The organism is Nocardia sp. CDC159 (assembly GCF_023740735.1).
Classification (GTDB): Bacteria; Actinomycetota; Actinomycetes; order Mycobacteriales; family Mycobacteriaceae; genus Nocardia; species Nocardia pulmonis.
The window spans coordinates 69,672-92,780 of record NZ_JAMRXH010000015.1; the positions used below are offsets into that span (position 1 = coordinate 69,672).

General features: G+C 68.6%; 22 protein-coding genes. 14 read left to right on the forward strand and 8 right to left on the reverse strand.

Annotation, left to right across the window (positions count from 1 at the left end):
- The first annotated feature begins 5 nt into the window (after window positions 1-5).
- From dnaJ to NDR87_RS27835, 3 genes are all read left to right on the forward strand, one after another.
- The gene (dnaJ, locus tag NDR87_RS27825) at window positions 6-1,181 is read left to right on the forward strand and encodes a molecular chaperone DnaJ (RefSeq protein ID WP_251916267.1); all 1,176 of its coding nucleotides are present in this window, start codon (window positions 6-8) and stop codon (window positions 1,179-1,181) included.
- Window positions 1,181-1,573 (forward strand): heat shock protein transcriptional repressor HspR, encoded by a 393-nt coding sequence (locus tag NDR87_RS27830; RefSeq protein WP_251916268.1) that lies wholly within the window; start codon window positions 1,181-1,183, stop codon window positions 1,571-1,573. Before dnaJ ends, NDR87_RS27830 begins: the two co-directional genes overlap by 1 nt.
- A 522-nt stretch (window positions 1,574-2,095) precedes the next feature.
- Window positions 2,096-3,268 (forward strand): globin domain-containing protein, encoded by a 1,173-nt coding sequence (locus NDR87_RS27835; RefSeq protein ID WP_251916270.1) that lies wholly within the window; start codon window positions 2,096-2,098, stop codon window positions 3,266-3,268.
- 9 nt (window positions 3,269-3,277) lie between these two features.
- On the opposite strand, the gene NDR87_RS27840 is transcribed toward NDR87_RS27835, so the two are convergent.
- The 3 genes from NDR87_RS27840 to NDR87_RS27850 all read right to left on the reverse strand — a co-directional run bounded on the left by NDR87_RS27840 (window position 3,278) and on the right by NDR87_RS27850 (window position 6,544).
- Window positions 3,278-4,060 carry an FAD-binding oxidoreductase gene (locus NDR87_RS27840; RefSeq protein ID WP_251916272.1) on the reverse strand — a complete coding sequence of 261 codons (783 nt, stop codon included), beginning with the start codon at window positions 4,058-4,060 and terminating at the stop codon, window positions 3,278-3,280.
- 268 nt (window positions 4,061-4,328) lie between these two features.
- The gene (locus tag NDR87_RS27845; RefSeq protein WP_251916274.1) at window positions 4,329-5,489 is read right to left on the reverse strand and encodes an FAD-binding oxidoreductase; all 1,161 of its coding nucleotides are present in this window, start codon (window positions 5,487-5,489) and stop codon (window positions 4,329-4,331) included.
- Between the two features lie 128 nt (window positions 5,490-5,617).
- On the reverse strand, window positions 5,618-6,544 hold the full coding sequence (locus tag NDR87_RS27850; protein ID WP_251916276.1) for an NADP-dependent oxidoreductase: 927 nt from the start codon (window positions 6,542-6,544) through the stop codon (window positions 5,618-5,620).
- A gap of 261 nt (window positions 6,545-6,805) precedes the next feature.
- Here NDR87_RS27850 and clpB point away from each other — a divergent pair, with 261 nt between their 5' ends.
- From clpB to NDR87_RS27885, 7 genes are all read left to right on the forward strand, one after another.
- Complete coding sequence (gene clpB / locus NDR87_RS27855) at window positions 6,806-9,361, forward strand: ATP-dependent chaperone ClpB (RefSeq protein WP_251916278.1); 2,556 nt, start codon at window positions 6,806-6,808, stop codon at window positions 9,359-9,361.
- 81 nt (window positions 9,362-9,442) lie between these two features.
- Window positions 9,443-10,264: a DUF5666 domain-containing protein gene (locus NDR87_RS27860; protein WP_251916281.1), complete on the forward strand. Its 822-nt coding sequence runs from the start codon at window positions 9,443-9,445 to the stop codon at window positions 10,262-10,264.
- Window positions 10,265-10,330: 66 nt separating this feature from the next.
- Window positions 10,331-11,401, forward strand: a complete 1,071-nt coding sequence (locus NDR87_RS27865; protein ID WP_308212158.1) for a hypothetical protein — start codon at window positions 10,331-10,333, stop codon at window positions 11,399-11,401.
- 169 nt (window positions 11,402-11,570) lie between these two features.
- A complete protein-coding gene (locus NDR87_RS27870; protein WP_251916283.1) occupies window positions 11,571-11,858 on the forward strand; it encodes a hypothetical protein in 288 nt (95 codons plus the stop codon).
- On the forward strand, window positions 11,855-12,400 hold the full coding sequence (gene pyrE / locus NDR87_RS27875; protein ID WP_251916285.1) for an orotate phosphoribosyltransferase: 546 nt from the start codon (window positions 11,855-11,857) through the stop codon (window positions 12,398-12,400). Before NDR87_RS27870 ends, pyrE begins: the two co-directional genes overlap by 4 nt.
- 94 nt (window positions 12,401-12,494) lie before the next feature.
- On the forward strand, window positions 12,495-13,553 hold the full coding sequence (locus tag NDR87_RS27880; protein WP_251916287.1) for a beta-ketoacyl-ACP synthase III: 1,059 nt from the start codon (window positions 12,495-12,497) through the stop codon (window positions 13,551-13,553).
- 4 nt (window positions 13,554-13,557) lie between these two features.
- Window positions 13,558-14,247: a lysoplasmalogenase gene (locus tag NDR87_RS27885; RefSeq protein ID WP_251916289.1), complete on the forward strand. Its 690-nt coding sequence runs from the start codon at window positions 13,558-13,560 to the stop codon at window positions 14,245-14,247.
- A 9-nt stretch (window positions 14,248-14,256) separates the two neighbouring features.
- Here NDR87_RS27885 and NDR87_RS27890 read toward each other — a convergent pair whose 3' ends face one another.
- The 3 genes from NDR87_RS27890 to NDR87_RS27900 are packed head-to-tail and all read right to left on the reverse strand — an operon-like array spanning window position 14,257 to window position 16,784.
- Window positions 14,257-14,703: a hypothetical protein gene (locus NDR87_RS27890; RefSeq protein ID WP_251916291.1), complete on the reverse strand. Its 447-nt coding sequence runs from the start codon at window positions 14,701-14,703 to the stop codon at window positions 14,257-14,259.
- A gap of 57 nt (window positions 14,704-14,760) precedes the next feature.
- Window positions 14,761-15,423 carry a response regulator transcription factor gene (locus NDR87_RS27895; RefSeq protein ID WP_251916293.1) on the reverse strand — a complete coding sequence of 221 codons (663 nt, stop codon included), beginning with the start codon at window positions 15,421-15,423 and terminating at the stop codon, window positions 14,761-14,763.
- Window positions 15,420-16,784 (reverse strand): sensor domain-containing protein, encoded by a 1,365-nt coding sequence (locus NDR87_RS27900; protein WP_251916295.1) that lies wholly within the window; start codon window positions 16,782-16,784, stop codon window positions 15,420-15,422. Before NDR87_RS27900 ends, NDR87_RS27895 begins: the two co-directional genes overlap by 4 nt.
- A 113-nt stretch (window positions 16,785-16,897) precedes the next feature.
- On the opposite strand from NDR87_RS27900, the gene NDR87_RS27905 reads away from it, so the two are divergent.
- Both NDR87_RS27905 and NDR87_RS27910 read left to right on the forward strand, forming a co-directional pair.
- Window positions 16,898-17,221, forward strand: coding sequence for a DUF4190 domain-containing protein (locus NDR87_RS27905; RefSeq protein ID WP_251916297.1), 324 nt, complete (start codon window positions 16,898-16,900; stop codon window positions 17,219-17,221).
- Window positions 17,218-17,895 carry a TrmH family RNA methyltransferase gene (locus tag NDR87_RS27910; protein ID WP_251916299.1) on the forward strand — a complete coding sequence of 226 codons (678 nt, stop codon included), beginning with the start codon at window positions 17,218-17,220 and terminating at the stop codon, window positions 17,893-17,895. Before NDR87_RS27905 ends, NDR87_RS27910 begins: the two co-directional genes overlap by 4 nt.
- A gap of 4 nt (window positions 17,896-17,899) precedes the next feature.
- On the opposite strand, the gene NDR87_RS27915 is transcribed toward NDR87_RS27910, so the two are convergent.
- The gene (locus NDR87_RS27915) at window positions 17,900-20,149 is read right to left on the reverse strand and encodes an excinuclease ABC subunit UvrA (protein ID WP_251916301.1); all 2,250 of its coding nucleotides are present in this window, start codon (window positions 20,147-20,149) and stop codon (window positions 17,900-17,902) included.
- A 62-nt stretch (window positions 20,150-20,211) separates the two neighbouring features.
- Here NDR87_RS27915 and NDR87_RS27920 point away from each other — a divergent pair, with 62 nt between their 5' ends.
- Together NDR87_RS27920 and NDR87_RS27925 are read left to right on the forward strand one after the other, a co-directional pair.
- On the forward strand, window positions 20,212-21,189 hold the full coding sequence (locus NDR87_RS27920) for a YafY family protein (protein WP_251916303.1): 978 nt from the start codon (window positions 20,212-20,214) through the stop codon (window positions 21,187-21,189).
- Between the two features lie 43 nt (window positions 21,190-21,232).
- Window positions 21,233-22,381, forward strand: a complete 1,149-nt coding sequence (locus NDR87_RS27925) for a glycoside hydrolase family 76 protein (RefSeq protein ID WP_251916305.1) — start codon at window positions 21,233-21,235, stop codon at window positions 22,379-22,381.
- A 4-nt stretch (window positions 22,382-22,385) separates the two neighbouring features.
- Here the strand turns inward: NDR87_RS27925 and NDR87_RS27930 are convergent, their stop codons facing one another.
- On the reverse strand, window positions 22,386-23,105 hold the full coding sequence (locus NDR87_RS27930; RefSeq protein WP_251916307.1) for a DedA family protein: 720 nt from the start codon (window positions 23,103-23,105) through the stop codon (window positions 22,386-22,388).
- Window positions 23,106-23,109 lie beyond the last annotated feature (4 nt).

Below are 23,109 nucleotides of genomic sequence, written 5' to 3' on the forward strand. Positions count from 1 at the left end.
GCCCGGTGAATCGGGAGTGGCTGGAAAAGGACTTCTACAAGGAACTGGGTGTTTCCTCCAGCGCCACCCAGGACGAGATCAAGAAGGCCTACCGCAAGCTGGCCCGTGATCTGCACCCGGACAAGAATCCGGGGGATGCCAAGGCCGAGGAGCGGTTCAAGACCGTCAGCGAGGCGCATGCCGTGCTGTCGGATCCGGAGAAGCGCAAGGAGTACGACGAGGCGCGCAGGCTCTTCGCCAGCGGCGGCTTCGGCCGCGGCGGCTTCTCGCCGGGTGGTGGCTACGCCGGACAGGGCGGCTTCAGCGAGTTCAACCTGGGCGATATCTTCGGCGGCGCGGCTTCGGCCGGAGCCGACGGGGGCCTGGGCGATCTGCTGGGCGGCCTGTTCAATCGGGGCGGCGCGGGCGCGCGAGCGTCGTCGCGGCCCCGGCGCGGCAGTGATGTGGAGACCGAGACGACCCTCGGCTTCCGCGAGGCCGCCCAGGGCGTGACCGTCCCGCTGCGGATGACCAGCCCGTCGCCGTGCACCACCTGTCACGGCAGCGGCGCCAAGCCGGGGACCAGCCCGCGGGTCTGCCCGCATTGCAATGGAACCGGCGTGATCAGCCGTAATCAGGGCGCGTTCGGATTCAGCGAGCCGTGTGACGACTGCCGCGGGACCGGGTCGATCATCGACGATCCGTGTTCGGACTGCCGCGGCACCGGCATTCAGAACCGGACGCGCACGATCACCGTGCGCATCCCGCCCGGGGTGCGCGACGGTCAGCGAATTCGGTTGGCGGGTCAGGGCGAAGCGGGCCTACGCGGCGCCCCGGCGGGTGATCTGTATGTCACTGTGCACGTCAGCCAGGACAAGGTCTTCGGCCGCAACGGCGACGACCTGACCCTGGTGCTGCCCGTCAGCTATGCCGAATTGGTTTTGGGCACAACGGTTTCCGTGCCTACACTGGACGGTCGGGTCGGCGTGAAGGTGCCCCCGGGCACCGCCGACGGCCGGACGCTGCGGGTGCGCGGGCGCGGTGTGCCCAAGCGCGGCGGCGGTGCCGGTGATCTGCTGGTGACCGTCAAGGTCGCGGTACCGCAGAAGCTGGACGACAATGCCTCCGAGGCCTTGCGGCGTTATGCGGAGGCGGAGAAGGAAGGCGGGTTCGACCCGCGTGCCGGATGGGCAGGGGCGTGATGGACCGGGAGCCACAGGACAGGACGACGGGCACCGAGTACTTCATGATTTCGGTGGCGGCTCAGCTGGCCGGTATGCACGCGCAGACGCTGCGTACCTATGACCGGCTGGGACTCGTTACGCCGCAACGCACTTCGGGCGGCGGCCGGCGCTATTCGGCCCGCGATGTGGAGCTGCTGCGCGAGGTGCAGCGGCTGTCGCAGGACGAGGGCGTCAACCTGGCCGGTATCAAGCGGATCATCGAACTCACCAATCAGGTCGAGGAACTGCAGCAGCGGGTCCGCGAGCTGACCTCGGAGGTCGAGCGACTGCGCTCGCGCTATCTGCCCGAACTGTCGCCGCAGCGCAGTACCGCGCTGGTGGTCTGGCAGCCACGCAACAAGCGCCGGTAGTTCTCCGCGGAAACACCTGTAAGGCAGCGCCTCTGGAGACAGAGGCGCTGTTTTCGTCCGACGAAATCCCTTTCGCATCATTGCGTTTTGTTGCGAGTTATGTGCTGAGCTTTCATCTGAACGGACACCACTTACGAGTGGGACATTCGTACCGAACTGGGCGCGGCGATCGCCAAATCGTTGCCGAAAGGTCGGTTTTGTCCTGCGGGGAGAGTGCGTGAGAAAGCGAGATCGGTTGCCGCACAATCGCTGCAAATCCGAGTTTTTCATGTAGAACCGTGCAAATCGATTGAGGCGCAGGCCGATACACTCGGCGTGTCCTGTACTAATGGTCTGTTTCGGGCGGTGAATGACCAAGAACGCCTGGTATTTTCGGAATTACACACGTGTTGTTTAAACGACGCGTTCCGTTGCTGGCAAACCTCGCCTACACTCGTTTGACATCGGCTGCTGTCGAGTGTCCCGCAGCACCTCACTCGCCGGCTAGGCCTGGTTCTAGTGCGAAATGGGGTTGTGAGACAAATGGATTCGCGGACCGTCGCATTGATAAGAACGACGTTCAAGGCGGTTGCTGCGGAGGAGGGGGGACCGGAGAAGCTCGCCCGGTCTTTCTACGCCATCCTGTTCACCGACCATCCACATGTGCGCGACTTCTTTCCGGCGGCCCTGGACGCCCAGCGCGATCGGCTCGTGAAGGCGATCGGCTACGTCGTCGATCGGCTGGAGGAACCGGAGAAGCTACTGCCCTTCCTGGCCCAGCTCGGGCGCGACCACCGCAAGTACGGGGTGACGGCGGAACACTACGCGGCTGTTGGCACCTCGCTGCACGCGGCGCTGCGCGCCTATACCGGCACCGAGATGTGGACCGACGAGGTGGAGCGGGCCTGGGACGAGGGCATCGGGCTGATCGCCGAGACCATGATCAAGGCCGCCGACCAGGAGGACACGCCGCCCTACTGGACCGGCACGGTCATCGAGAATCGCGCGGTGCTGCAGAATCTGTCCGTGGTGCGGCTGCGCCTGGACCAGCCCATGCAGTACGCGGCCGGGCAGTACATCAGCGTGCAGATCCCGGCCCGGCCGCGCATGTGGCGCTACCTGTCCCCGGCCATACCCGCGAATGCCAACCGCGAGGTGGAGTTTCATATTCGTGCCGTGGCCGGTGGCTGGGTGAGTCCGGCCATGATCGGGCATACCGCCATCGGTGATCAGTGGCTGCTCGGCTCGCCGCTGGGCGGGCTCGGCGTGCCGCGCAATACCCGCCGCAAGATGTTGATGGTCGGCTGCGGGACCGGAATCGCCCCGCTGCGTGCGCAACTCATGGCGATGACCCAGCGCCGTTCGAATCCGAAGGTGCGGCTGTTCGTCGGCGGCCATCATCCGTGCGATCTCTACGATCTGCGGACGCTGAGCGAGCTGGCCGTCGCCAATAAGTGGCTCACGGTCACACCCGTGGTGGAGAACGAGGAAAACCCCTGGTGGTATGTCGATTCCGGGGACGAGCGGGCCGGGGAGCTGCCGGGGCTGGAGCCGCGCCGGATCGGTCAGATCGGCAGGGTGGTCGCCGCCGAGGGGCCGTGGAAGGACCACGACGTCCAGATTGTCGGCTCGCCCTCGATGGTGCAGACCACCAAGTTCCGCCTGATGGCCGCCGGGACGCCGACCAAGAACATCCGCCACGATCCGTTGTTCTGAAGGAAAACCTCAAAGTCCTTCGTAGCGAATGGCTTCCGCCGGAGTGCCGGTCTGGATGAGCCGGTCCACCGTGGCGCGGGTCATGCCCGGGGAGCCGCAGACCAGGACCTGGTGGTGCAGTAGCGGGCCCATATCGCCGATGACCTCGGGGAGGGTGCCCTCGAGCATTTCGTCGACGTCGAAACCGATGTCCACCCGGCTGTTCTCGTACCACTCGTCGACCCAGTTCGGATCGTCGGCGTATTCGACCACGGGAACCACCGTGAGCCAGGGCATATCGCCCGCGAGCAGGTACAGCATGTCCGAGGCGTAGAGGTCGCGCGGGGAGCGACCGCCCACGAACAGATGGGTGCGCGGGGGCTCGGGGCGGCGGGCCAGTTCGAGCAGCAGGGCGCGTAGCGGCGCCAAACCCGTTCCGCCCGCGATCATCACGACATCGGTGGCCCAGTCGTCCACCGAGAGCCAACCGCCCGGATCGCTGATCCGCCACTCGTCGCCCGGCCGGGTGTCGGCCACGATGGAGCCGCTGCACCAGCCGCCCGGCACCGTGCGCACATGGAATTCCAACTTGCCGTCCAGCGAGGGCGGCAGCGCGGGTGAGAGCCGCCGCCGCAGCCCCGGATGCTGCGGCACCTGCACCTCCACCGATTGTCCGGCCACGAACGGCACGAACTCTCCGATGAGCCGGATCACCGCGATGTCGTGGCGCAGCCGATGATGACCGACCACGGTCGAGGTCCACTCCTGCGCATCGAGCCGGATCTCACCGGTCGCGCCGGGGTCCAACGTCACGCTCTCCCTTGCCTTTCCCGTTCCCCGCTGTTCCTGTACGCAACGCCTCCGCCCACCCACTGTTCCCGTGGGCAGCCCGAGCGCTTCCGCCCCCTCGTTCCTGTGGAGGGCTCGTGCGTTTCGGCTCCCTCGTTCCGGTGGGGCTCGTGCGTTTCGGCTCCCTCGTTCCGGTGGGGCTCGTGCGCTTCGGCTCCGTAGTTCCGGTGGGGCCCGAGCGCTTTCGCCCTATCCCTTTTCCTGTGTGATGTCGGCACGCTTTTCGCCGACATCACACAGGATCCGTCATGATGATCGACTCCGGCGTCCCCACGGCCAGTAGGGCGCGCTTGGTGTCGGCGATCATGCGGGCCGAGCCGGCGATCTGGATCTGCCGGTCGGCCCAGGCGCCGAAGCTGGCAACCACCGCGCCCAGATTACCGATGAGTCTGCGGTGCATGCCGAACGGCGGATCGGCCGGGGGATAGGGATGCCACCACGGGTTGGATTCGTTCTCGCACACCGGAACCACGGTCAGCCACGGATTGCTCAGCGACAGCTGCCACATGTTCTCCACATCGTAGAGATCGCAGGGGTAGCGGCCGCCGATGAAGAAGTGCACCCGCGGATTCATCCCGCGCCGCCCCATCTCGATCAGCTGCGCGCGCAGCGGGGCCACGCCCGTGCCCGCGCCGATCATCAGCACATCGCGCCCGCTGTCGCGGTCCACGTGCAGCGCGCCCAGCGGTCCCGCGATCGACCATTTGTCGCCGACCTGGGTCTCGTTCACGATGGCCGGGCTCACCCAGCCGGTGCGCACCTTGCGGACGTGGAACTCGATCTCCCCGTACGGATTCGTGGGAATCGCCGGGGACAGGTAGCGCCACATCTTCGGCCGCTGCGGAATCGACACCGGAACATACTGTCCGGCCTGATACGGAATCGGACTCTCCGACTGTAACCGCACGATCGCCAGATCATCGAGGACGCGGCGGTGCCCGACCACCGTGGCCTCCCAATACGGTTGCGATTTGTCCGAATTCGCGCCGATCGCCATCGAGGCGGAGATGAGGATGCCGATATCGCGCCAGCCCTCCTCCAGCTCCCGGCTCCAGCCCGTCGCCCCGTGATAGGTGCGGAACGCGGCCACCAGCGCCCGCCCCGCGATGTCGTAGTGCGCCGCCTCGACCCCGTACTTGCGATGATCGCGGGCCAACTGCTCCAGGAACCGCTGCGCCCGGTCCCAGTCCTCGAGATGATCGAGCACGAATTGGATGGCCGTGACCACCTTCTTCGGCATCATGTCCATGGCGGGGGGGAAGAGTTCACGCAGGTGGGGATTCTCGGCGAACATATGACCGAAGAACGCGCTGATCAACCGTTCGGGCCCGTTGGGCGCCTCGAGTATCGACCGGAAGTTGGCGCGGACCAGCGCTGCCGAACGCGCATCCACGACGTCGAGCTTCCTTTCTGCATGCATCTGCCCGGGGACCGCACGCCGCTCGGCGGTCCTTCGCGTCAAGTATCCAGGAATTATCCGCAGTCGCTCGGTTATGGGGTGATTGAGTAAGCCACAGCTCATCACATGACGAGCACTGCCCTGCCGGAGCGGTCATCGAGATCGAGGATCTGCGGGAGTTCGACGAGCGGACGGGCGATGTCGACGGGGACCACCATATCGCCCGCGACCACCCGCTGCAGCACCCGCCGCAGCTCGGCGGCGTCGCCGGTGGGTTCGATGTTGCAGCCCTGTAGCCCGCGGGCCCGCAATGCCTCGACATCGACGGCGCCGACCGTGCTGTAGACCTGCCCACCCGCCCGCACGACCCGGCTCAGGTGGATCAGCGTGGCCGGGGTGGAGACCGGATCGAACAGCACGTCCACGCCGTGGGGGTGGCGGTCCCGGAGCTGATCCACGACGGGGGCCTCGATGTAATCGACCACCTCGGTCGCACCCAGCCGGATCATCCGGTCGGTGTCCTCGGGCCGGGCGACCGCGATCACCCGGGCGCCCGCGGTGGCGGCCAGCTGCATGGTGAACGTTCCGACGTCCCCGGCGGCGCAGTTGATCAGCACCCACTGTCCCGGGGTGAGGCCGGCGGCGTCGACCAGGCGCTGCGCGGTCAGTCCGGCCGTGGGCAGGGCCGCGGCCTGCACGGTGCCGATGCCGTCGGGGATGCGGGCGATCGTGCCGTCCGCGGGCGCGGTGGTGTACTCGGCGAAGCTGCCGTGGCCGACGCGCGGGGCGAGGAAGGTGCCGACCACGCGGTCGCCGACGGCGAAGGTGGTCACATCCGAGCCGATCGCCGAGACCGTTCCGGCGCCGTCGATGCCCGGGATCATCGGGAAGTCGTGCGGCAGTTCGTCGGCGAGCAGGCCGTCGATGAGCATGCGGTCGTAGGTGGTGAGTCCGGCGGCGGCGAGCCGGATGAGCATATGACCCGAACCCGCGTCGGGGGTCGGCATCTCGGAGGGTTCCGGGACACCGCCGAACTCGCGTACCACCATCGCGCGCATCGTCTCGCCGATCCTTTCCGAAGGAAAAAGCCTGCTCAGCGTGGGTAAGGACAATTCGGACGGTCTGGCACATCGTAAGGGGGATCGACCGGATCGTTACGTAAGCGAGGGTTGTCGGTTTGTCTCGGCGCGTAGATTCGGGCCGGACGAGGCGGGCATTGCGGAGAACGCGGAAATTTTCCAGACTTGAGCGGAACAGACTCAACTCCTACGACGTTGGATCTGTCGGAAGCGACTAGTAGGAAGGTGACAGTGGACTCGTTCAATCCCACCACCAAGACCCAGGCGGCCCTGACCGCCGCCCTGCAGGCGGCCTCGGCCGCGGGTAACCCGGAGATCCGCCCGGGGCACTTGCTGGTGGCGCTGCTGGATCAGACCGACGGCATCGCCGCCCCCCTGCTGAAGGCCGTCGGCGTCGACCCGGCAACGGTGCGGCGCGAGGCCCAGGACATCGTCGACCGGCTGCCGCGCGCGACCGGCGCGACCACGACCCCGCAGCTCGGCCGCGAGGCCCTGGCCGCCATCACCGCCGCCCAGCGACTGGCCACCGAACTCGGCGACGAATACGTCTCCACCGAACATCTGATGGTGGGGCTGGCCGACGGCGATTCCGACATCTCCCAGCTACTGCTGAAGTACGGCGCGACCAAGGACGCGCTGCGCGAGGCGTTCACGACCGTGCGCGGCAACGCGCGCGTCACCACGGCCGACCCCGAGGGCACCTATCAGGCCCTGGAGAAGTACTCCACGGATCTGACCGCCGCCGCGCGCGAGGGCAAGCTCGATCCGGTCATCGGCCGCGACACCGAGATCCGCCGCGTCGTGCAGGTGCTGAGTCGCCGCACCAAGAACAACCCGGTGCTGATCGGCGAGCCCGGTGTCGGCAAGACCGCGATCGTCGAGGGCCTGGCCCAGCGCATCGTCGCCGGTGACGTGCCGGAGTCGCTGCGCGGCAAGCGGCTGATCTCGCTCGATCTGGGCGCGATGGTCGCGGGCGCGAAGTACCGCGGCGAATTCGAGGAGCGGCTCAAGGCCGTCCTCGAGGAGATCAAATCCAGTGCGGGACAGATCATCACGTTCATCGATGAGCTGCACACGATCGTCGGCGCGGGCGCGACCGGCGAATCGGCGATGGACGCGGGCAACATGATCAAGCCCATGCTGGCCCGCGGCGAGCTGCGCCTGGTCGGCGCGACCACGCTGGACGAATATCGCCAGCACATCGAGAAGGATCCGGCGCTGGAGCGCCGATTCCAGCAGGTACTGGTCGGTGAGCCGTCGGTGGAGGACACCATCGGCATCCTGCGCGGGCTCAAGGAGCGCTACGAGGTGCACCACGGCGTGCGCATCACCGACTCCGCGCTGGTGGCCGCGGCCACGCTGTCCGACCGCTACATCACCTCGCGGTTCCTGCCCGACAAGGCGATCGACCTGGTCGACGAGTCGGCCTCGCGGCTGCGCATGGAGATCGACTCGCGGCCGGTGGAGATCGACGAGATCGAGCGCGCGGTGCGCCGCCTCGAGATCGAGGAGATGGCGCTGGAGAAGGAGACCGACGAGGCCTCCAAGCAGCGGCTGGAGAAGCTGCGCTCCGAACTGGCCGACGACCGCGAGAAGCTCAGCCAGCTGATGACCCGCTGGCAGAACGAGAAGCAGGCCATCGACTCCGTGCGCGTCATCAAGGAGCAGCTGGAATCGCTGAAGGGCGAATCCGAGCGCGCCGAGCGCGATGGTGATCTGGGCAAGGCCGCGGAACTGCGCTACGGGCGAATCCCGCAGCTGGAGAAGGAACTCGCCGAGGCCGAGCGCAAGGCCGGTGCCGCGCCGGATGGGCAGGTCATGCTCAAGGAGGAGGTCGGCCCGGACGATATCGCCGAGGTGGTGTCGTCGTGGACCGGAATTCCGGTGGGCCGCATGCTCGAGGGCGAGACCCAGAAGCTGCTGCGCATGGAGGAGGAGCTGGGCAAGCGGGTCGTGGGGCAGCGGGAGGCCGTCGCGGCGGTCTCGGATGCCGTGCGCCGCGCCCGGGCCGGGGTCGCCGACCCGAACCGGCCGACCGGCTCGTTCATGTTCGTCGGCCCGACCGGTGTCGGTAAGACCGAGCTGGCGAAGGCGCTGGCGGACTTCCTGTTCGACGACGAGCGGGCCATGATCCGCATTGATATGAGCGAGTACTCCGAGAAGCATTCGGTGGCTCGCCTGGTCGGCGCGCCGCCCGGCTACGTCGGTTACGACCAGGGCGGTCAGCTGACCGAGGCGGTGCGGCGGCGGCCCTATACGGTGGTGCTGTTCGACGAGATCGAGAAGGCCCATCCGGACGTGTTCGACATCCTGCTGCAGGTGCTCGACGAGGGCCGGTTGACCGACGGCCAGGGTCGCACGGTCGACTTCCGCAACACGATTCTCATCCTCACCTCCAACCTGGGGGCGGGTGGGGACAAGGACCACGTCATGAACGCGGTGCGCTCGGCCTTCAAACCGGAGTTCCTCAACCGGCTCGACGATGTGGTGATGTTCCACGCGCTGAACGAGGAGCAGCTCGAGGACATCGTCGACATTCAGCTGGCGCAGCTGCAGAAGCGCCTGGCGCAGCGGCGGCTGAAGCTGGATGTCAGCGATTCGGCGCGGTTCTGGCTGGCCGTGCGCGGCTACGACCCGGTCTACGGCGCTCGTCCGCTGCGTAGGCTGATCCAGCAGGCGATCGGTGATTCGCTGGCCAAGGAACTGCTGGCCGGTGAGGTCGCCGACGGCGATCTGGTGAAGGTCAACGTCTCGCCGAACGGCGACGGATTGATCGTGGGTCGCTGAACGAATGCCGCACCCCCGGTGGGGTGCGGCATTCGCCGTTGTTTCCTGATGTAATCCGAAACTGCACCTACCCTGGTTCGCATGACGAATCCGAGCGACCCGTGGGCGCAGCGACCGGCTTCGCCCGATGCGCCGACCGAACAGGTCGGGACGTCGGGCCGCCCGGAGGAGCGGCAACTGCATACGACGGAGTACTCGGAGGCGTACGGGTACGGGGTCGCCGCGACCGAGCCGTATCAGTATTTCGGTCAGCCGCCCGGCCCCAATGCCACCCGGGAGCTGCCCGCCTACGACACCCAGTGGGGCGCCTACGAGAGCGGCTACGGCGCGCCGGGAACCTATGAGCAGCAATGGAATTCACCCGGCGCGCCGCCGCCGGGCGGGATCCACCCGCCGACCGGGGTGCCGCCGCGGCCGCCGCGGCGCAATCGGACCGGGCTGTGGATCGCCCTCACGCTGGCGATCCTGGTGCTGGTCGTGCTGGGCGGCGTCGCGGTGGGAATGCTGCTGGCGGGCGGCGGCGATTCCACCTCCTCGTCCGCTGCGGGCACCACCACCACCCGCTCGGCCCCGTCCACCCGGATTCCGCTGAATCCGCCGCCGCGCACTCCGGGCACGCCGCCCAGCGTGCCCCCGCTGCCCGGCCTCGGCGATATCGACAACCTCGGCGCGACCATGGGCACCATCGCCGCCAACGACGGCGTCACGCTCACCATCGACTCGCTGCTCGGCGAGCAGGTCACCGTCCGCACCGACGCCAAAACCCAAGTGGTCTCGTCGGGTTCGGGCAGGGTGGCCGACCTGCACCCCGGCGATATGGTGGTGGTCCAGGGCGACAAAACCCCCGACGGCTCGATCCTCGCCAAGATCATCATCAGCACCGCCCTGTCCGGTCCGCGCTGATCCCGACACGAACACAGGGGATGCGAAGCCGCCTCACTGCGGACTCTGGTTCTAGACTCGACATCGATGGCGATGACGGCGATGTGGTTCGGGCTGGCGGCGATCGCACTGATTGGTGCGATCGTGCTGCTGTATTTCGATCGGCTCCAGCGGCAGCGGACCGGTCACGTGCGTCAGGTGTGGGCGAAATCGCAGGGCTACACCTATGTCTCGGTCGAGCCGTCGCTGGCCTCGACGTGGCGACGCGGTGCGATGGCCAAACTCGGCTATCTGTCCGCGGTCGATGTGGTCTCGGGTAACCGGCGCGGCGAGAAGTTCGTGCTGTTCGATCTGGAGGACGCGGCGACGCTGGTCGCGGTGCGCCGCCACATCGGTTCCGATATCGATATCGATCTGCGCCTCAAGACCGCCGCACCGCCCAAGGACGCCGATCTGGAACTGCTCGGCGCGATCGGTGATCGGGTCGTCTTCGCCACCAATCCCGATATCGCCCGTCACGCCGTCGATCAGCGCATGGTCGCGTTCATCGAAACGCTGCCCGAGACGGTGCAGCAGCTGTGGAGCGAGGGCAACTGGTCGCTGGGCATGCTGCCGGTCGGCACCTCCTCGAAGGATTGGGAGGCGGCCATCGACGCGGTGCTGCGGCTGTCGGGCCTGCTGCACGTGCTGCCGCCGGTGGCTGGGGAGAAGGGCCGCGCGGAGTCCGACGACGCCGAACCGAGCCGCCCGCGCGGTCGCTCGAATCCCGCGCCCGAATCCGACGAGATCCCGTCCCGTCCGTCCGGCGCCGCCCGGGTGTTGCCCCCGAAGTCCGCGCCCGAACCGGACGACGACGAGGACAGCAACTACCGCTACGAATATCGGGACGAGGACGCCGAGGACTACACCCCGCTCGTCAAGGACATCGCGGGCGAGACCGATCCGGAACCGCCGCGCCGCCCCGCCCTGGCGGTCGTGCCCGATCCGCGCAACCGCGTGCGGCGCAACTGGCCCCCGGCCGAGGAGCTACCCGAGGACGGGGACGATTCGGCCGCCGACGAATTCGAGGACAGCTTCGTCGAGGACGAACTGCCCGATCGTCCCGGCGGCCCGTTCCACCCGGGATTCCGCCCGTATCAGGGCCCCGCACCCCGGTGACCCCACCCGCCGCGCGTCTGCCCGGCACCACCCGTCCCGTCGCCCTCGGCACCGGACCCACCTCAGGCCTGGGGCAGACCGCTGCCCAGCGGGCGTCGAACGCCGCGGCCGTGATGGAACTCACGGCCGCCGGGCGGCCGCCGACGATCGCCCCGCCAGGGGATCGATCGTGAAGGCCAACGTCATATTCTTTACCGAGGGGCCGGCCGGGGAACCGGCCGGGACCGAATTCCACCGGCGTGCCGGTATCGAGGTGTCGTCGTTGCCGAAACCGTTGTGGCTCGGCGCCGATCGGGTCGTGGCCGGTTCGCTGCGCGACCTGGAGAAGAACCGGGTGATCAGCGTGCCCGGTGTGCAGTACAAAGCGCTGACGGCGGTCGCCGGACTGCTCCCGCGGTCCGTCCAGGGCCGCCTCATCCGAGGCATGTTCAACGCACGCGGAAGGACACATACATGATCGAGTCGACCACTGACCGAGATAGATTGGCCGAGCTCGTGCGCGAGCTCGCCGTCGTGCACGGCAAGGTCATCCTGTCGTCGGGGAAGGAGGCCGACTACTACGTGGACCTGCGTCGGGCCACGCTGCAGCACCAGGCCGCCCCGCTGATCGGCAAGCTGCTACGGGAGCTGGTGTCGGACTGGGAGTTCGACGCGGTGGGCGGGCTCACCATGGGCGCGGATCCGGTGGCGCTGGCCATGCTGCACGCGCCGGGCCGTCCGCTGGACGCGTTCGTGGTGCGCAAGGCCGCCAAGACGCACGGCATGCAGCGCCAGATCGAGGGTCCGGACGTGGCCGGTAAACGTGTTCTGGTGGTGGAGGATACGACCACGACGGGCAATTCGCCCCTGACCGCCGTGCGGGCGCTCCGCAACGCTGGGGCAACCGTGGTCGGCGTGGCCACGGTGGTGGATCGCGAAACCGGCGCCGATCAGGTGATCGCCGCCGAGGGACTGGAGTACCGCTCGATCCTCGGGCTGAAGGATCTGGCGCTCGGCTGAACCGTGAGATACGCATCTGCGCTGGGCCGACCCAGCTCGCTGGGTTAGCCTGGACGATGTTGGTCCGTCAGTGGTGAAGGGTCGTGTGAGCACCGTGGTGAGCATTGCAATCAACCGGGGGCGCGAGAATGTGGCGATGCTCGGCATCGGCGCCTACCGACCCAAGCGCATCGTCAGCAACGCCGAGGTGTGCGAGGTGCTGGACTCGACTCCCGAGTGGATCTTCGAGCGCACCGGCATCCGGAACCGGCGCTGGATCAGCGGCGACGAGACGCTGCGCACGATCGCGGCGGCCGCTGGGGAGCGGGCGATCGTCAACAGCGGAATCGACCGGGCCAAGATCGGCACCCTGATCCTGGCCACCTCCAGCTGGCTGAAGCTGACCCCGCACGGGGCCCCCTCGGTCGCCTACGACCTCGGCATCAACGGTATTCCCGCCTTCGATCTGACCTCCGGCTGCGGCGGTTTCGGCTACGCCCTGGGCGTGGCCGCCGACCTGATTCGCGCCGGATCGGCGGAGTACGTGCTGGTGATCGGTGCGGAGACGATGACCGTGGGCCTGGACCCGACCGACCGCGGCACCGCGATGATCTTCGGCGACGGTGCGGGCGCGGTGGTGGTCGGGCCGAGCGAGGACAACGGCATCTCCCCGACGGTATGGGGCAGCGACGGGGAGAACGCCGAGGCGATCGCGCAGGACGTCGACTTCCTGGAATTCATGAACAAGGCCCAGGCCATGCAGGGCACCGATCCGGCCGTCGATCCGATCGGCCGGATGTCGCTGCGGATGGAGGGGCAGCGGGTGTTCCGCTGGGCGGCGGTCACATTGCCGCGGGCGCTGTCGACCGCGCTCGAGGTGTCCGGGGTGGCCAAGGACGATATCGAGGTCTTCATCCCGCACCAGGCCAACGCCCGGATCAACGAGCTGATGAAGAAGAACCTCGGCCTCGCCGACGACATTCCGATGGCCAACGACATCGAGAACACCGGCAACACCTCGGCCGCCTCGATTCCGCTGGCGATGGAGGAGATGTTGGTCACCGGCAAGGCCAAGGGCGGGCAGCTGGCGCTCGTGCTCGGCTTCGGCGCGGGGCTCAGCTATGCGGGCCAGGTGGTCACGCTGCCGCCCGCCCCGATCGAGCCCAGCTTCTGAGCCCATGCCCCGACCCCTCCGCGCGGCCTATGCCGGTGCCGCGGCAGTGACCGTTCTCGGCGCCGTCACCGGTCGCGATCGGCTGCAGTGGTTCTCGAAGCCGCTGTTGATGCCGCTACTGGCGGCCGATGTCCGGCACGGTGGCCGGGCGCTCGCCCCGGCCGATCGCGCGCTGCTGCTCGGTGCACTGGCCGCCGCGACGGTCGGCGATGTACTGCTCATCGATCCCGACGACGATCGCCGGTTGGTCGCGGGGGCCTCGTCCTTCGCGGTGATGCAGGCCGGCTACGCGGCGCTGTGGCTGCGGCGCGGAGCCCGGCCGCGGGTTGCGGTGGCCGCGCCGCGGGTGGCGGCCTGGTTCGGGGCGGCCGCGCTGCTGCGGGTCAAGGCGCCGAATCTGGTTGCGCCGCTGGCCGCCTACGGGGCCACGCTGGGCACGGCGGCCGTGCTGGCCTCCGATCCCGAACTGGCTCCGGCGGCGAAAACCGTTGCGGGGATGAATGTTCCGGGCCGGGACGCGCGCAGCCGACTCGGCCTCGGCGCGCTGCTGTTCACGCTCTCCGACGGGCTGATCGTGTTGCGCCGGTTGTTCGCGCGCAGCGCCCGGTCGCGACGGGTGACCGAGGGTGTGATCCTGTCGACCTACGCCGCGGCCCAATATCTGCTGACCGACCCGCGCGCGCACGAGAGCTGACCGCGGCGGCTAGAGGCAGAGGATGATGCGATCGCGGTCGGCGGGATCGACGCGTATCGAAATCGTCTCGCCCACGGTGATTCTCGGCTTGTCGATCGGCGCGACGTCGTAGACGATCGTGCCCCGGTAGGGTTCCGCGCCAGGCACGGTCAGCCGCAGATCCAACTGGGCCAGTTCGGTGTGGTGGTCGGTCGGGGCGAGCGGATGAACCGCCTCGATGGTCGCCCAGCCCTCCAGGCCGTGGCGCAGCAGCCGACGATCTGCGCGCGAGGGTCGTTGCGCCAGCAGCATCCCCAGGCCGACGCAGGAGCCGAACAGACCCACCAGCGCGACCAGCTGATACGGCAGCGTGCCCGGTGGGGTGCGATGCACGACCCAGCCCAGCCAGAGTCCGAGGATCATCAGGTACCCGACGGTCACGCCGAGCACGGTGCGAAGTATGCGCGCGTGGTCCATGACCCCTCCACCGCCGCTTCGGAGAATTCCAGAATAGGCGTGGCGGGCCGGACATGGTTACGACTTGAGCCGCAGCACGGCCAGCACCCTGCGGTGATGCATATCCGACGGCGGCAGTTCCAGTTTCAGGAAGATATTGCCGATATGCTTTTCCACCGCCCGCTCGGTGACGGTGAGCGCCTGGGCGATCGCGCCATTGGACAGGCCCTGGGCCATGAGCTCGAGCACCTCGCGTTCGCGCGGGGTCAGTCGGGTCAGCGAATCCTGCTGCCGTGCGGCGCCCATCAGTTGACTCACCACCTCCGGATCCAGGGCCGTGCCGCCGGTCGCGACCCGGCGTAGGGCATCGACGAACTCCCGGACATCGGCCACCCGGTCCTTGAGCAGATAGCCGACCCCGCTCGCCCCGCCCGCGAGAAGTTCGGTGGCATAGCGGGTTTCGACCCACTGCGAGAACACCAGGACCCCGGTGTCGGGAAACTTCCGGCGCAGTTCGATGGCGGCCAGCAGGCCTTCGTCGGTGAACGAGGGCGGCATCCGCACGTCGACCACCGCGACATCGGGTCGGTGTTCGGCGACGACCTCGCTCAGACGAGTCGCGTCGCCGACCATCTCGACCACCTCGTGACCGCGATCGGTGAGCAGTCCGGCCAGGCCGTCGCGCAGGATGGCGCTGTCCTCGGCGATCACGATGCGCAGGGGGTTGGCTGGTGAATTCATTGTGGTCCCGCAATCGGAAGAGTCATGGTGATGACGGTCGGTCCGCCCACCGGGCTGTCCACCGTGAGGGTTCCGTCGACCGAGCGGGCCCGCGCAGCCAGGCCCGAAAGACCGCCCGCCACAACGGCATTCCCGTTCGACTCGGTCGGCTGTAGTGCGCCGCCCCGACCGTTGTCGCGCACGCCGACCATCATGGTGTCGGGACCCGCGGGCAGCACCGAGACCCAGGCCCGGTCGGCCCCGGAGTGCTTGACGACATTGGTCAGCAGCTCGGCGACCGAGAAGTAGGCGATGGCCTCGATGGCGGGCGACGGCCGCTGCGGCAGGAGCACCCGCAGCTCGACGGGCACGGCGCAGCGCGCGGCCAGGGTTTCCAGCGCCGGTTCCAGGCCGAGTTCCAGTGCGGGCGGATGGATTCCGCGCACCAGCTCGCGCAGTTCGGTCAGCGCCTCCTTGGAGCTGGCCCGGGCGTCGGCGATCAGCTCGGTGGCATCGGTGCCCTCGGCGATGCGCTCCTCGGCGCGGCCCAGGGTCATGGCGATCGTCACCAGCCGGGCCTGGGTGCCGTCGTGCAGATCGCGTTCGAGTCGGCGCAGGGTGGCGGCGGAGTTGTCGACGGCGGCGCGGCGGCTCTCCCGCAGTTCGGCCACGCGCCGGTCGGAACCGGTCGGGGTCAGCAGCGCCAGCGCCAGCACCCGATGCAGCCAGCACATGCCGCGGATCAGCCACGGCAGCGCGAAGCAGGCGAGCACGCCGAGGGCGGACAGCCCGAGGGCCCGGGGCCAGGTGTCGATATAGAAGTCGCCGAACTGGGCGAGCGAATGGCGTTCCACGCCTTGGGGATCGACGTTGATCGGGTGGAACAGCGCCCAGGGGATCACCGAGATGGCGGTGAACACCATCATCGCGATGACGACGAGCACGAAGTAACCGCCGAACAGCCCGAGCGCGACCTCACCGACCAGGAATACCAGCGCCCGCCACGAGGTGACGTCGGTCAGCACGCTGCGGAACCAGCCGAACAGCCCCGGCCGCGGCGCGAACGGCGGCGGCGCGGGCATCGGCGTGGCCAGCAGTTTGGCGGCGAGGGCGCGATAGACGCGGCCCCAGACCCGTCCGCTCAGCAACACCAGTGCGGTGGGAATGCCGAGCAGAAAGATCGAGGGGGCGAGACTGGCCGGATACGCCACCAGCACGTACACCATGGCGAGGAAGCCCAGCGGCGCGGCCACGATCAGATAGGCCAGCTCCCGCCACGTTCGGGCCTCGAACGGCGCGCGCAGCACGGCACGGATCACCCGCGTCGCGGCAGGCTCGCCGGGCTCGAGCGCGACGGTCGGTTGGGCGAAGGTCTCGGTCATGCTTCCATGCTGGTCGGGAGGCGGTCTTCGGACGAGGGAGCAGCCCACCGAATCCGTGGTGGGGCCAGCCACACCTGGCTGGGACGAGCCTATCCGCCGCTACGATGACGCCCGTGAGTTATCCCCCATCCCCGCCGCCGTACGGCCACGGCTACATGCCGTATCGACAGCAGGAACATCCCCAGGCGACCACCATCCTCGTGCTGGGCATTCTCGGATTCTTCTGCGGTCTGGTGGCGCCGTTCGCCTGGGTGATGGGGCGCAAGGCATTGCGCGAGATCGACGCCTCGGGCGGCATGCTGGGCGGGCGCACGAATGTGCAGATCGGCTACATCCTGGGCATCGTGTCGACCGTTCTGATGATCGCCTCGATCGTCTTCCTGGTGTTGTACGCGATCGTCATGGTGGCCGTCGTGGGAACCTCCTACTCCGCATGAGCACCGCCGTGCCCGAGGATCAGTTGCCCGGCCCCACCGAATGGGGTGAGCATCCGCACGGCGTCGGGCCGTGGGCCGACGAGTTCGGCACGCCGCCGCCGGACGATCCGCGGTTGGATCCGGAGCTGCTGGCCTACGGCGATCGGCGCAATGTGGTCGACGCCTACCGGTACTGGCGGCGGGAGGCGATCGTCGAGGACATCGACCGCCGGCGGCACCCCTTCCACGTCGCGATCGAGAACTTCGGCCACGACGCGAACATCGGCACGGTCGTGCGCACGGCCAACGCGTTCGCCGCGGCGGCCGTGCACATCGTCGGCCGCCGCCGCTGGAATCGCCGCGGCGCCATGGTCACCGACCGCTACCAGCGCATCGAGCATCATCCGGAGGTGGCCGACCTGCTGGCGTTCGCCGAACGCGAGGAGCTGATGGTGGTCGCGGTCGACAACGTGCCCGGCTCGGTTCCGCTGGAGACCGCCCGCCTGCCGCGCAACTGCCTGCTGCTGTTCGGTCAGGAGGGTCCGGGTGTCACCGATGCCGCGAAACAGGCCGCGGTCATGACGGTTTCGATCGCCCAGTTCGGCTCGACCCGCAGCATCAACGCCGGGGTGGCGGCCGGAATCGCCATGCATGCCTGGATCCGCCAGCATGCGGATCTGACCACGGCCTGGTAGCGGTCTACCCCTCGCGCAGCGCGGCCCCGGTCACCGAATCCTCGCATGCGGCAAGCTCTTCCGGGGTTCCCTCGAAAACCACCCGGCCGCCGCGGCGGCCCGGCCCGGGGCCGAGGTCGACGATCCAGTCGGCGGCGCGGATCACATCGAGATTGTGCTCGATGACCACGAGCGTATTGCCCTGTTCGATCAGCCGGTCGAGCACGCTCAGCAGCCGGTCGATATCCGACAGGTGCAGGCCGGTGGTGGGTTCGTCGAGGATGTACAGGTCGTGGCGTTCGGGGCGGGTCAGCTCCTTGGCGATCTTCAGGCGCTGGCATTCGCCGCCGGACAGCGTGGTCAGCGACTGGCCCAGGCGCAGATAGCCGAGGCCGACCTCGTCGAGCTGGCGCAGAGCCCGGGCGATGGCCGGATCGGGCAACCGGCGCACGGCCTCGGCGACGGTCAGATCGTCGACGTCGGCGATGCTCAGCCCGTCGACGGTGTAGGAGAGCACCTCGGGGGTGAAGCGGCGACCGCCGCACGCCTCGCAGACGGTCTCCTGACCCTCCATGAACGCCAGGTCGGTGTAGATCACGCCGACGCCCTTGCACACCGGACAGGCCCCGGCGGAGTTGGCGCTGAACAGCTGGGCGCTCACATTGTTCTCGCGCGCGAACAGCTTTCGAATGGGGGTTGCGACACCGGAGTAGGTGAGCGGGGTGGAGCGGCGGTTGGTGGCGACCGGGCGCTGATCGACGATGGTCGCCGGATGCTGGGCCACCAGTTCGGCGGCCAGGCTCGACTTGCCCGATCCGGCCACACCGGTCAGCACGGTCAGCACGCCGGTCGGAATGTCCACGCTCACCTCGCGCAGGTTGTTGCGGGTGGCGTTCTCGATGCGCACTTTGCCGGTCGGCACGCGGGGCGTCCGGGGCTTGCGCCGCGACCGCAGCGCGTGGCCGGTGGGGGTGTCGGCCTTCGCGAGCCCGCGGAAGTCGCCCTCGTAGATCACCCGGCCACCCGCCGCACCCGCCTGCGGGCCCATCTCCACGATATGGTCGGCCTCGCGCATGACATCCGGATCGTGCTCCACCACCAGCACCGCATTGCGCTTGTCCCGCAACGACTTCAGCAGTTCGATGGTGGAGCGCACATCGTGCGGATGCAGGCCGACGGTGGGCTCGTCGAAGATGTAGAGCATCTCGATCAGGCTCGAGCCCAGGTGCCGCACGGTCTTGATGCGCTGGGATTCGCCGCCCGACAGCGTGGTCGTCGGGCGGGCCAGCGACAGGTAGCCCAGCCCGATCGCGGCCATGGCGGCGAGCTTGTCGTGCAGTGCCGACACCACCGGCGCGACCTCCGGATCCCGCACGCCCACAATCACATCGGCCAGCTCCTCGACCTCCATCCGGCTCATCTCGCCGATGGTGCGGCCCAGCACCTTCGCCGAGCGGGCCGCGGGCTCGAGCCGTTCGCCGTGGCAGTCCGGGCAGACCTCCGAACGCGTGAAGCGGTCCAGCACGGCCTGTTTGCGCTCGGACAGGTTGTCGGAGGTGTGCAGGTAGATGCGCCCGAACAGCTCCAGCACGCTCTCGTAGTCCTTCGGCAGGCCCAGCCGCTCGGCCGCCTTGCCGCCGCGCAGCAGGGCGTCGAGGGTCTTGCGGTCCCATTCGCCCAGCGGCTTGTCCCCGTCGAACTGCTGGTACCCGAGATAACGGCGCAGCCAGTACTTTCCCTCGCTGAAGCCGGGCATCAGGATGCCCCCCGCCGACATCGGCAGTTTCGGATCGATGAGCTTGTCCACATCGGGGGCGAGCACCTCGCCGAGGCCGGTGCAGGTGGGGCACATGCCCTTGGGGTCGTTGAACGAGAAGTGGTTCGACTCGCCGACGAACGGCTCGCCGACCCGCGAAAACAGCAGGCGCAGATAGGTATACGCGTCGGTGATGGTGCCGACCGTCGACCGGGCATTGCCGCCCAGACGCTTCTGGTCGATCACCACCACCGGCGACAGGCCCTCGATCAGGTCCACCACCGGCCGCTCCCAGCGCGGCAGCCGATTGCGCACGAACGGCGGGTAGGTCTCGTTCACCTGATACCCCGCCTCGGCCGCGATGGTGTCGAACATCAACGACGACTTGCCCGATCCCGACACTCCGGCGAAGACCACCAGGCGCCGCCGGGGCACATCGATGTCGACATTGCGCAGATTGTTGGTCCGCGCGCCGCGAATTCGGATGGCCGCCTCGTTCTGCCTCGTCACTTGGTCCATATCACCGACCCTAAAAGTAGATGTGGCCAGGTTCTGGCCGCATTTCCGGGAGAATCGATCTCATGTCCGATGTGACCCATCGCATGCTCGAGCTGCTGGCCTACCTGCAGACCGGCCGACGGTTCAGCGGCGCCGAACTGGCCGAGCGGCTGGGCGCCAGCCCGCGCACCGTGCGCCGGGACATCGAACGCCTTCGGGAGTACGGATACCCGGTGACGACCCAACCAGGCCCCGGCGGCTTCTATCGGCTCTCCGCGGGCGCCACACTGCCGCCGATGGTCTTCGACGACGACGAGGCGATCGCCACCATCGTCGGACTGGGCATCCTCGCCGCCGCGGACACCCCGGGCATCGGCGGGGCCGCCGATCGCGCCTTCGGCAAGATCGACCAGCTGCTCCCGAAACGCCTGCGCGCCAGGGCAACCGCGCTGCGCGGCACGCTGGAGGCGACCACGCTCGCCGCACCGCCGATCGATCCGGAGGTGCTGGCCCGGCTCGCCGCGGCCGCGGCGCGGCATGAGCACGTGACCTTCACCTACACTGCCCGCGGCGGCGACACCACCCGCCGCCGGGTCGAACCGTACCGCCAGGTCTATCGCCATCTGCGCTGGTATCTGCTGGCCTGGGACGTCGACCGGGCCGACTGGCGCACATTTCGGCTCGACCGCATCGACGAGATCACGGTTGTGGGAACGACCTTCCAGCCCCGGCCGCTTCCGGCCGAATCGGGCGCGGCCTATCTGCACGCCGCGCAGACCGCGCCCCGGCACCGCGCGGTCGTCACCGTCGAGGCCCGCGCCGACGCGGTCGCCGACGCGCTGAAGTTCCAGGAGTGCGTCGTCGAACCGATCGGTCCGGACCGCTGCTCGGTCACCACCTGGGTCGATTCCTTCGAATGGCTGCTGGTCAATCTGGCCCTGCTCGACGCCGACTTCGTCATCGAGCGGCCCGCCGCGTTTCGCGAGCGGTGCCGGACGGTCGCGGCACGCCTGCATCGGGCGGCGGGACGGCCGGATCGCGGTCCCGACACATCCGGGTAACAAATCGGGCGCGGACGCGGTTACGGGCTGGCACCATTGACCCATGATTTCGCGGAGTGATCACCCCGCCGAACCCACTGCCGAGGTCTGGGGCCAGCGCGCCGACAAGGCCGAATCCGCGATCGTCGCCCGGCATCTACGCCGCCTGTGGGCGACCCCGGGCACCGAGCTCGGCGTGGTGGGCTGGCCCGCGACTCGCCGCGAACGCGCCTTCGCCTCCTGGCACTACTGGTGGCAGTCGCATCTGCTCGACTGCCTGGTCGACGCCGCCAATCGCGAGCCCACCCCGGCGCGCAAGCGCCGCATCGCCGCCGTCGCGCGCACGCACCGGCTGCGCAACCTCACCGGCTGGACCAACAACTACTACGACGATATGGCCTGGCTGGCGCTGGCGCTGGAGCGGGCCGAGCGCAATCAGGGCGTCACCGAGGTGCGCGGCGGGCTGATCGCGCTGGAGAAGGAGCTGGTCTCGGGCTATCGGGTGCAGATCGGCGCGCTGCCGTGGCGCAAGAACTCCGATTACTACAACGCGCCCGCCAACGGCCCGGCTGCCATCGCGCTGGCCCGCTTCGGCCACTACGACCGGGCCGCCGATATCGCCGACTGGCTGGACAAGACGCTGCGCGATCCGGAATCGGATCTCATCCTGGACGGCATCCACCTGCCCTCCGGCGAGATCGAGCGGCCGGTGTTCAGTTACTGCCAGGGCGTGGTGCTGGGCCTGGAGACCGAATTGGCCGTGCACACCGGCGATTTCCGACATATCGAGCGGGTACAGCGACTGCTGCGCGCGGTGGAGGATCGGATGACCACGGGCGGCATCGTCGCCGGGGGTGGCGGTGGCGACGGCGGCCTGTTCAACGGCATCCTGGCCCGCTACCTCGCGCTGGTGGCGATCATGCTGCCGGGTGAGTCGGCCGATCAGGACACCACCCGCCGTCGCGCGGCCGCGATCGTGACCGCCTCGGCCCGCGCGGCCTGGGAACATCGGCTGGAGGTGGAGGGCGACCCGCTGTTCGGTCACAACTGGGCCGAGCCCGCCCGGCTGCCCACCGGCACCAAGGGGGCGGGTTACTTCACGGCCGGTGGCTCGGTGACCGCCTCGCGCACGCCCGAGCGGGATCTGTCGGTGCAGCTGTCGGGGTGGATGTTGATGGAGGCCGCGCACCTGGTCACGGCCGCCGGGTTCTGAGGTCCTACTTGTTCGTCATATCGGCGTGCTGGTCGCCGACGACCGGGATCGGCTGGGTCACCTCGACGTCGAAATCCTCGGCCGGCCGCGACATTTCGATGCGGTACTGGCGAATCCCGAGAATCGTTCCGGCGATCAGGCCGACCACCAGCGTGGCGATCACCGAGGGCAGCAGCCACGACACCCGATCGAGAAATCCGCCCGCGTAGTAGCCGACCAGCAGCAGCACCGGCGCCCAGATCACCGCGCCGATCGAGCTGGCGATGGTGTATCGGCGATGGTCCATCCCGGCCGCGCCCGCCACCAGCGGGCACAGCGTGCGCACCCAGGGAATCCAGCGCGCCACCAGCACCGCCAGGAAGCCGTGCCGCCGTAGCAGCTCGCTCACCCGGTTCAGGTTGTGCGCGTTGATGTATCGCCCGTTCTTCCGGGCCACCAGATGGTGGCCGGTGCGGGCGCCGATCACATAGCCGACCTGGTTACCGGCGATCGCCGCGACCATGGTGGCGATCGCCAGCCCCCAGACCTGGGCGTGTCCGGTCGCATGCGAGGCCAGCACGATGCCCGCGGTGAGCAGCATCGAATCGCCCGGCAGGAACAGGCCGATGATCAGTGCGCACTCGAGGAACACGAAGACGATGACAACGGTCCAGACGAGTGCCGGCCCGGCCGACTGCAGCGGATCCAGTCCGCCCAGCGCGAGGGGTAGCGGCGTGGTGGACAAGGCG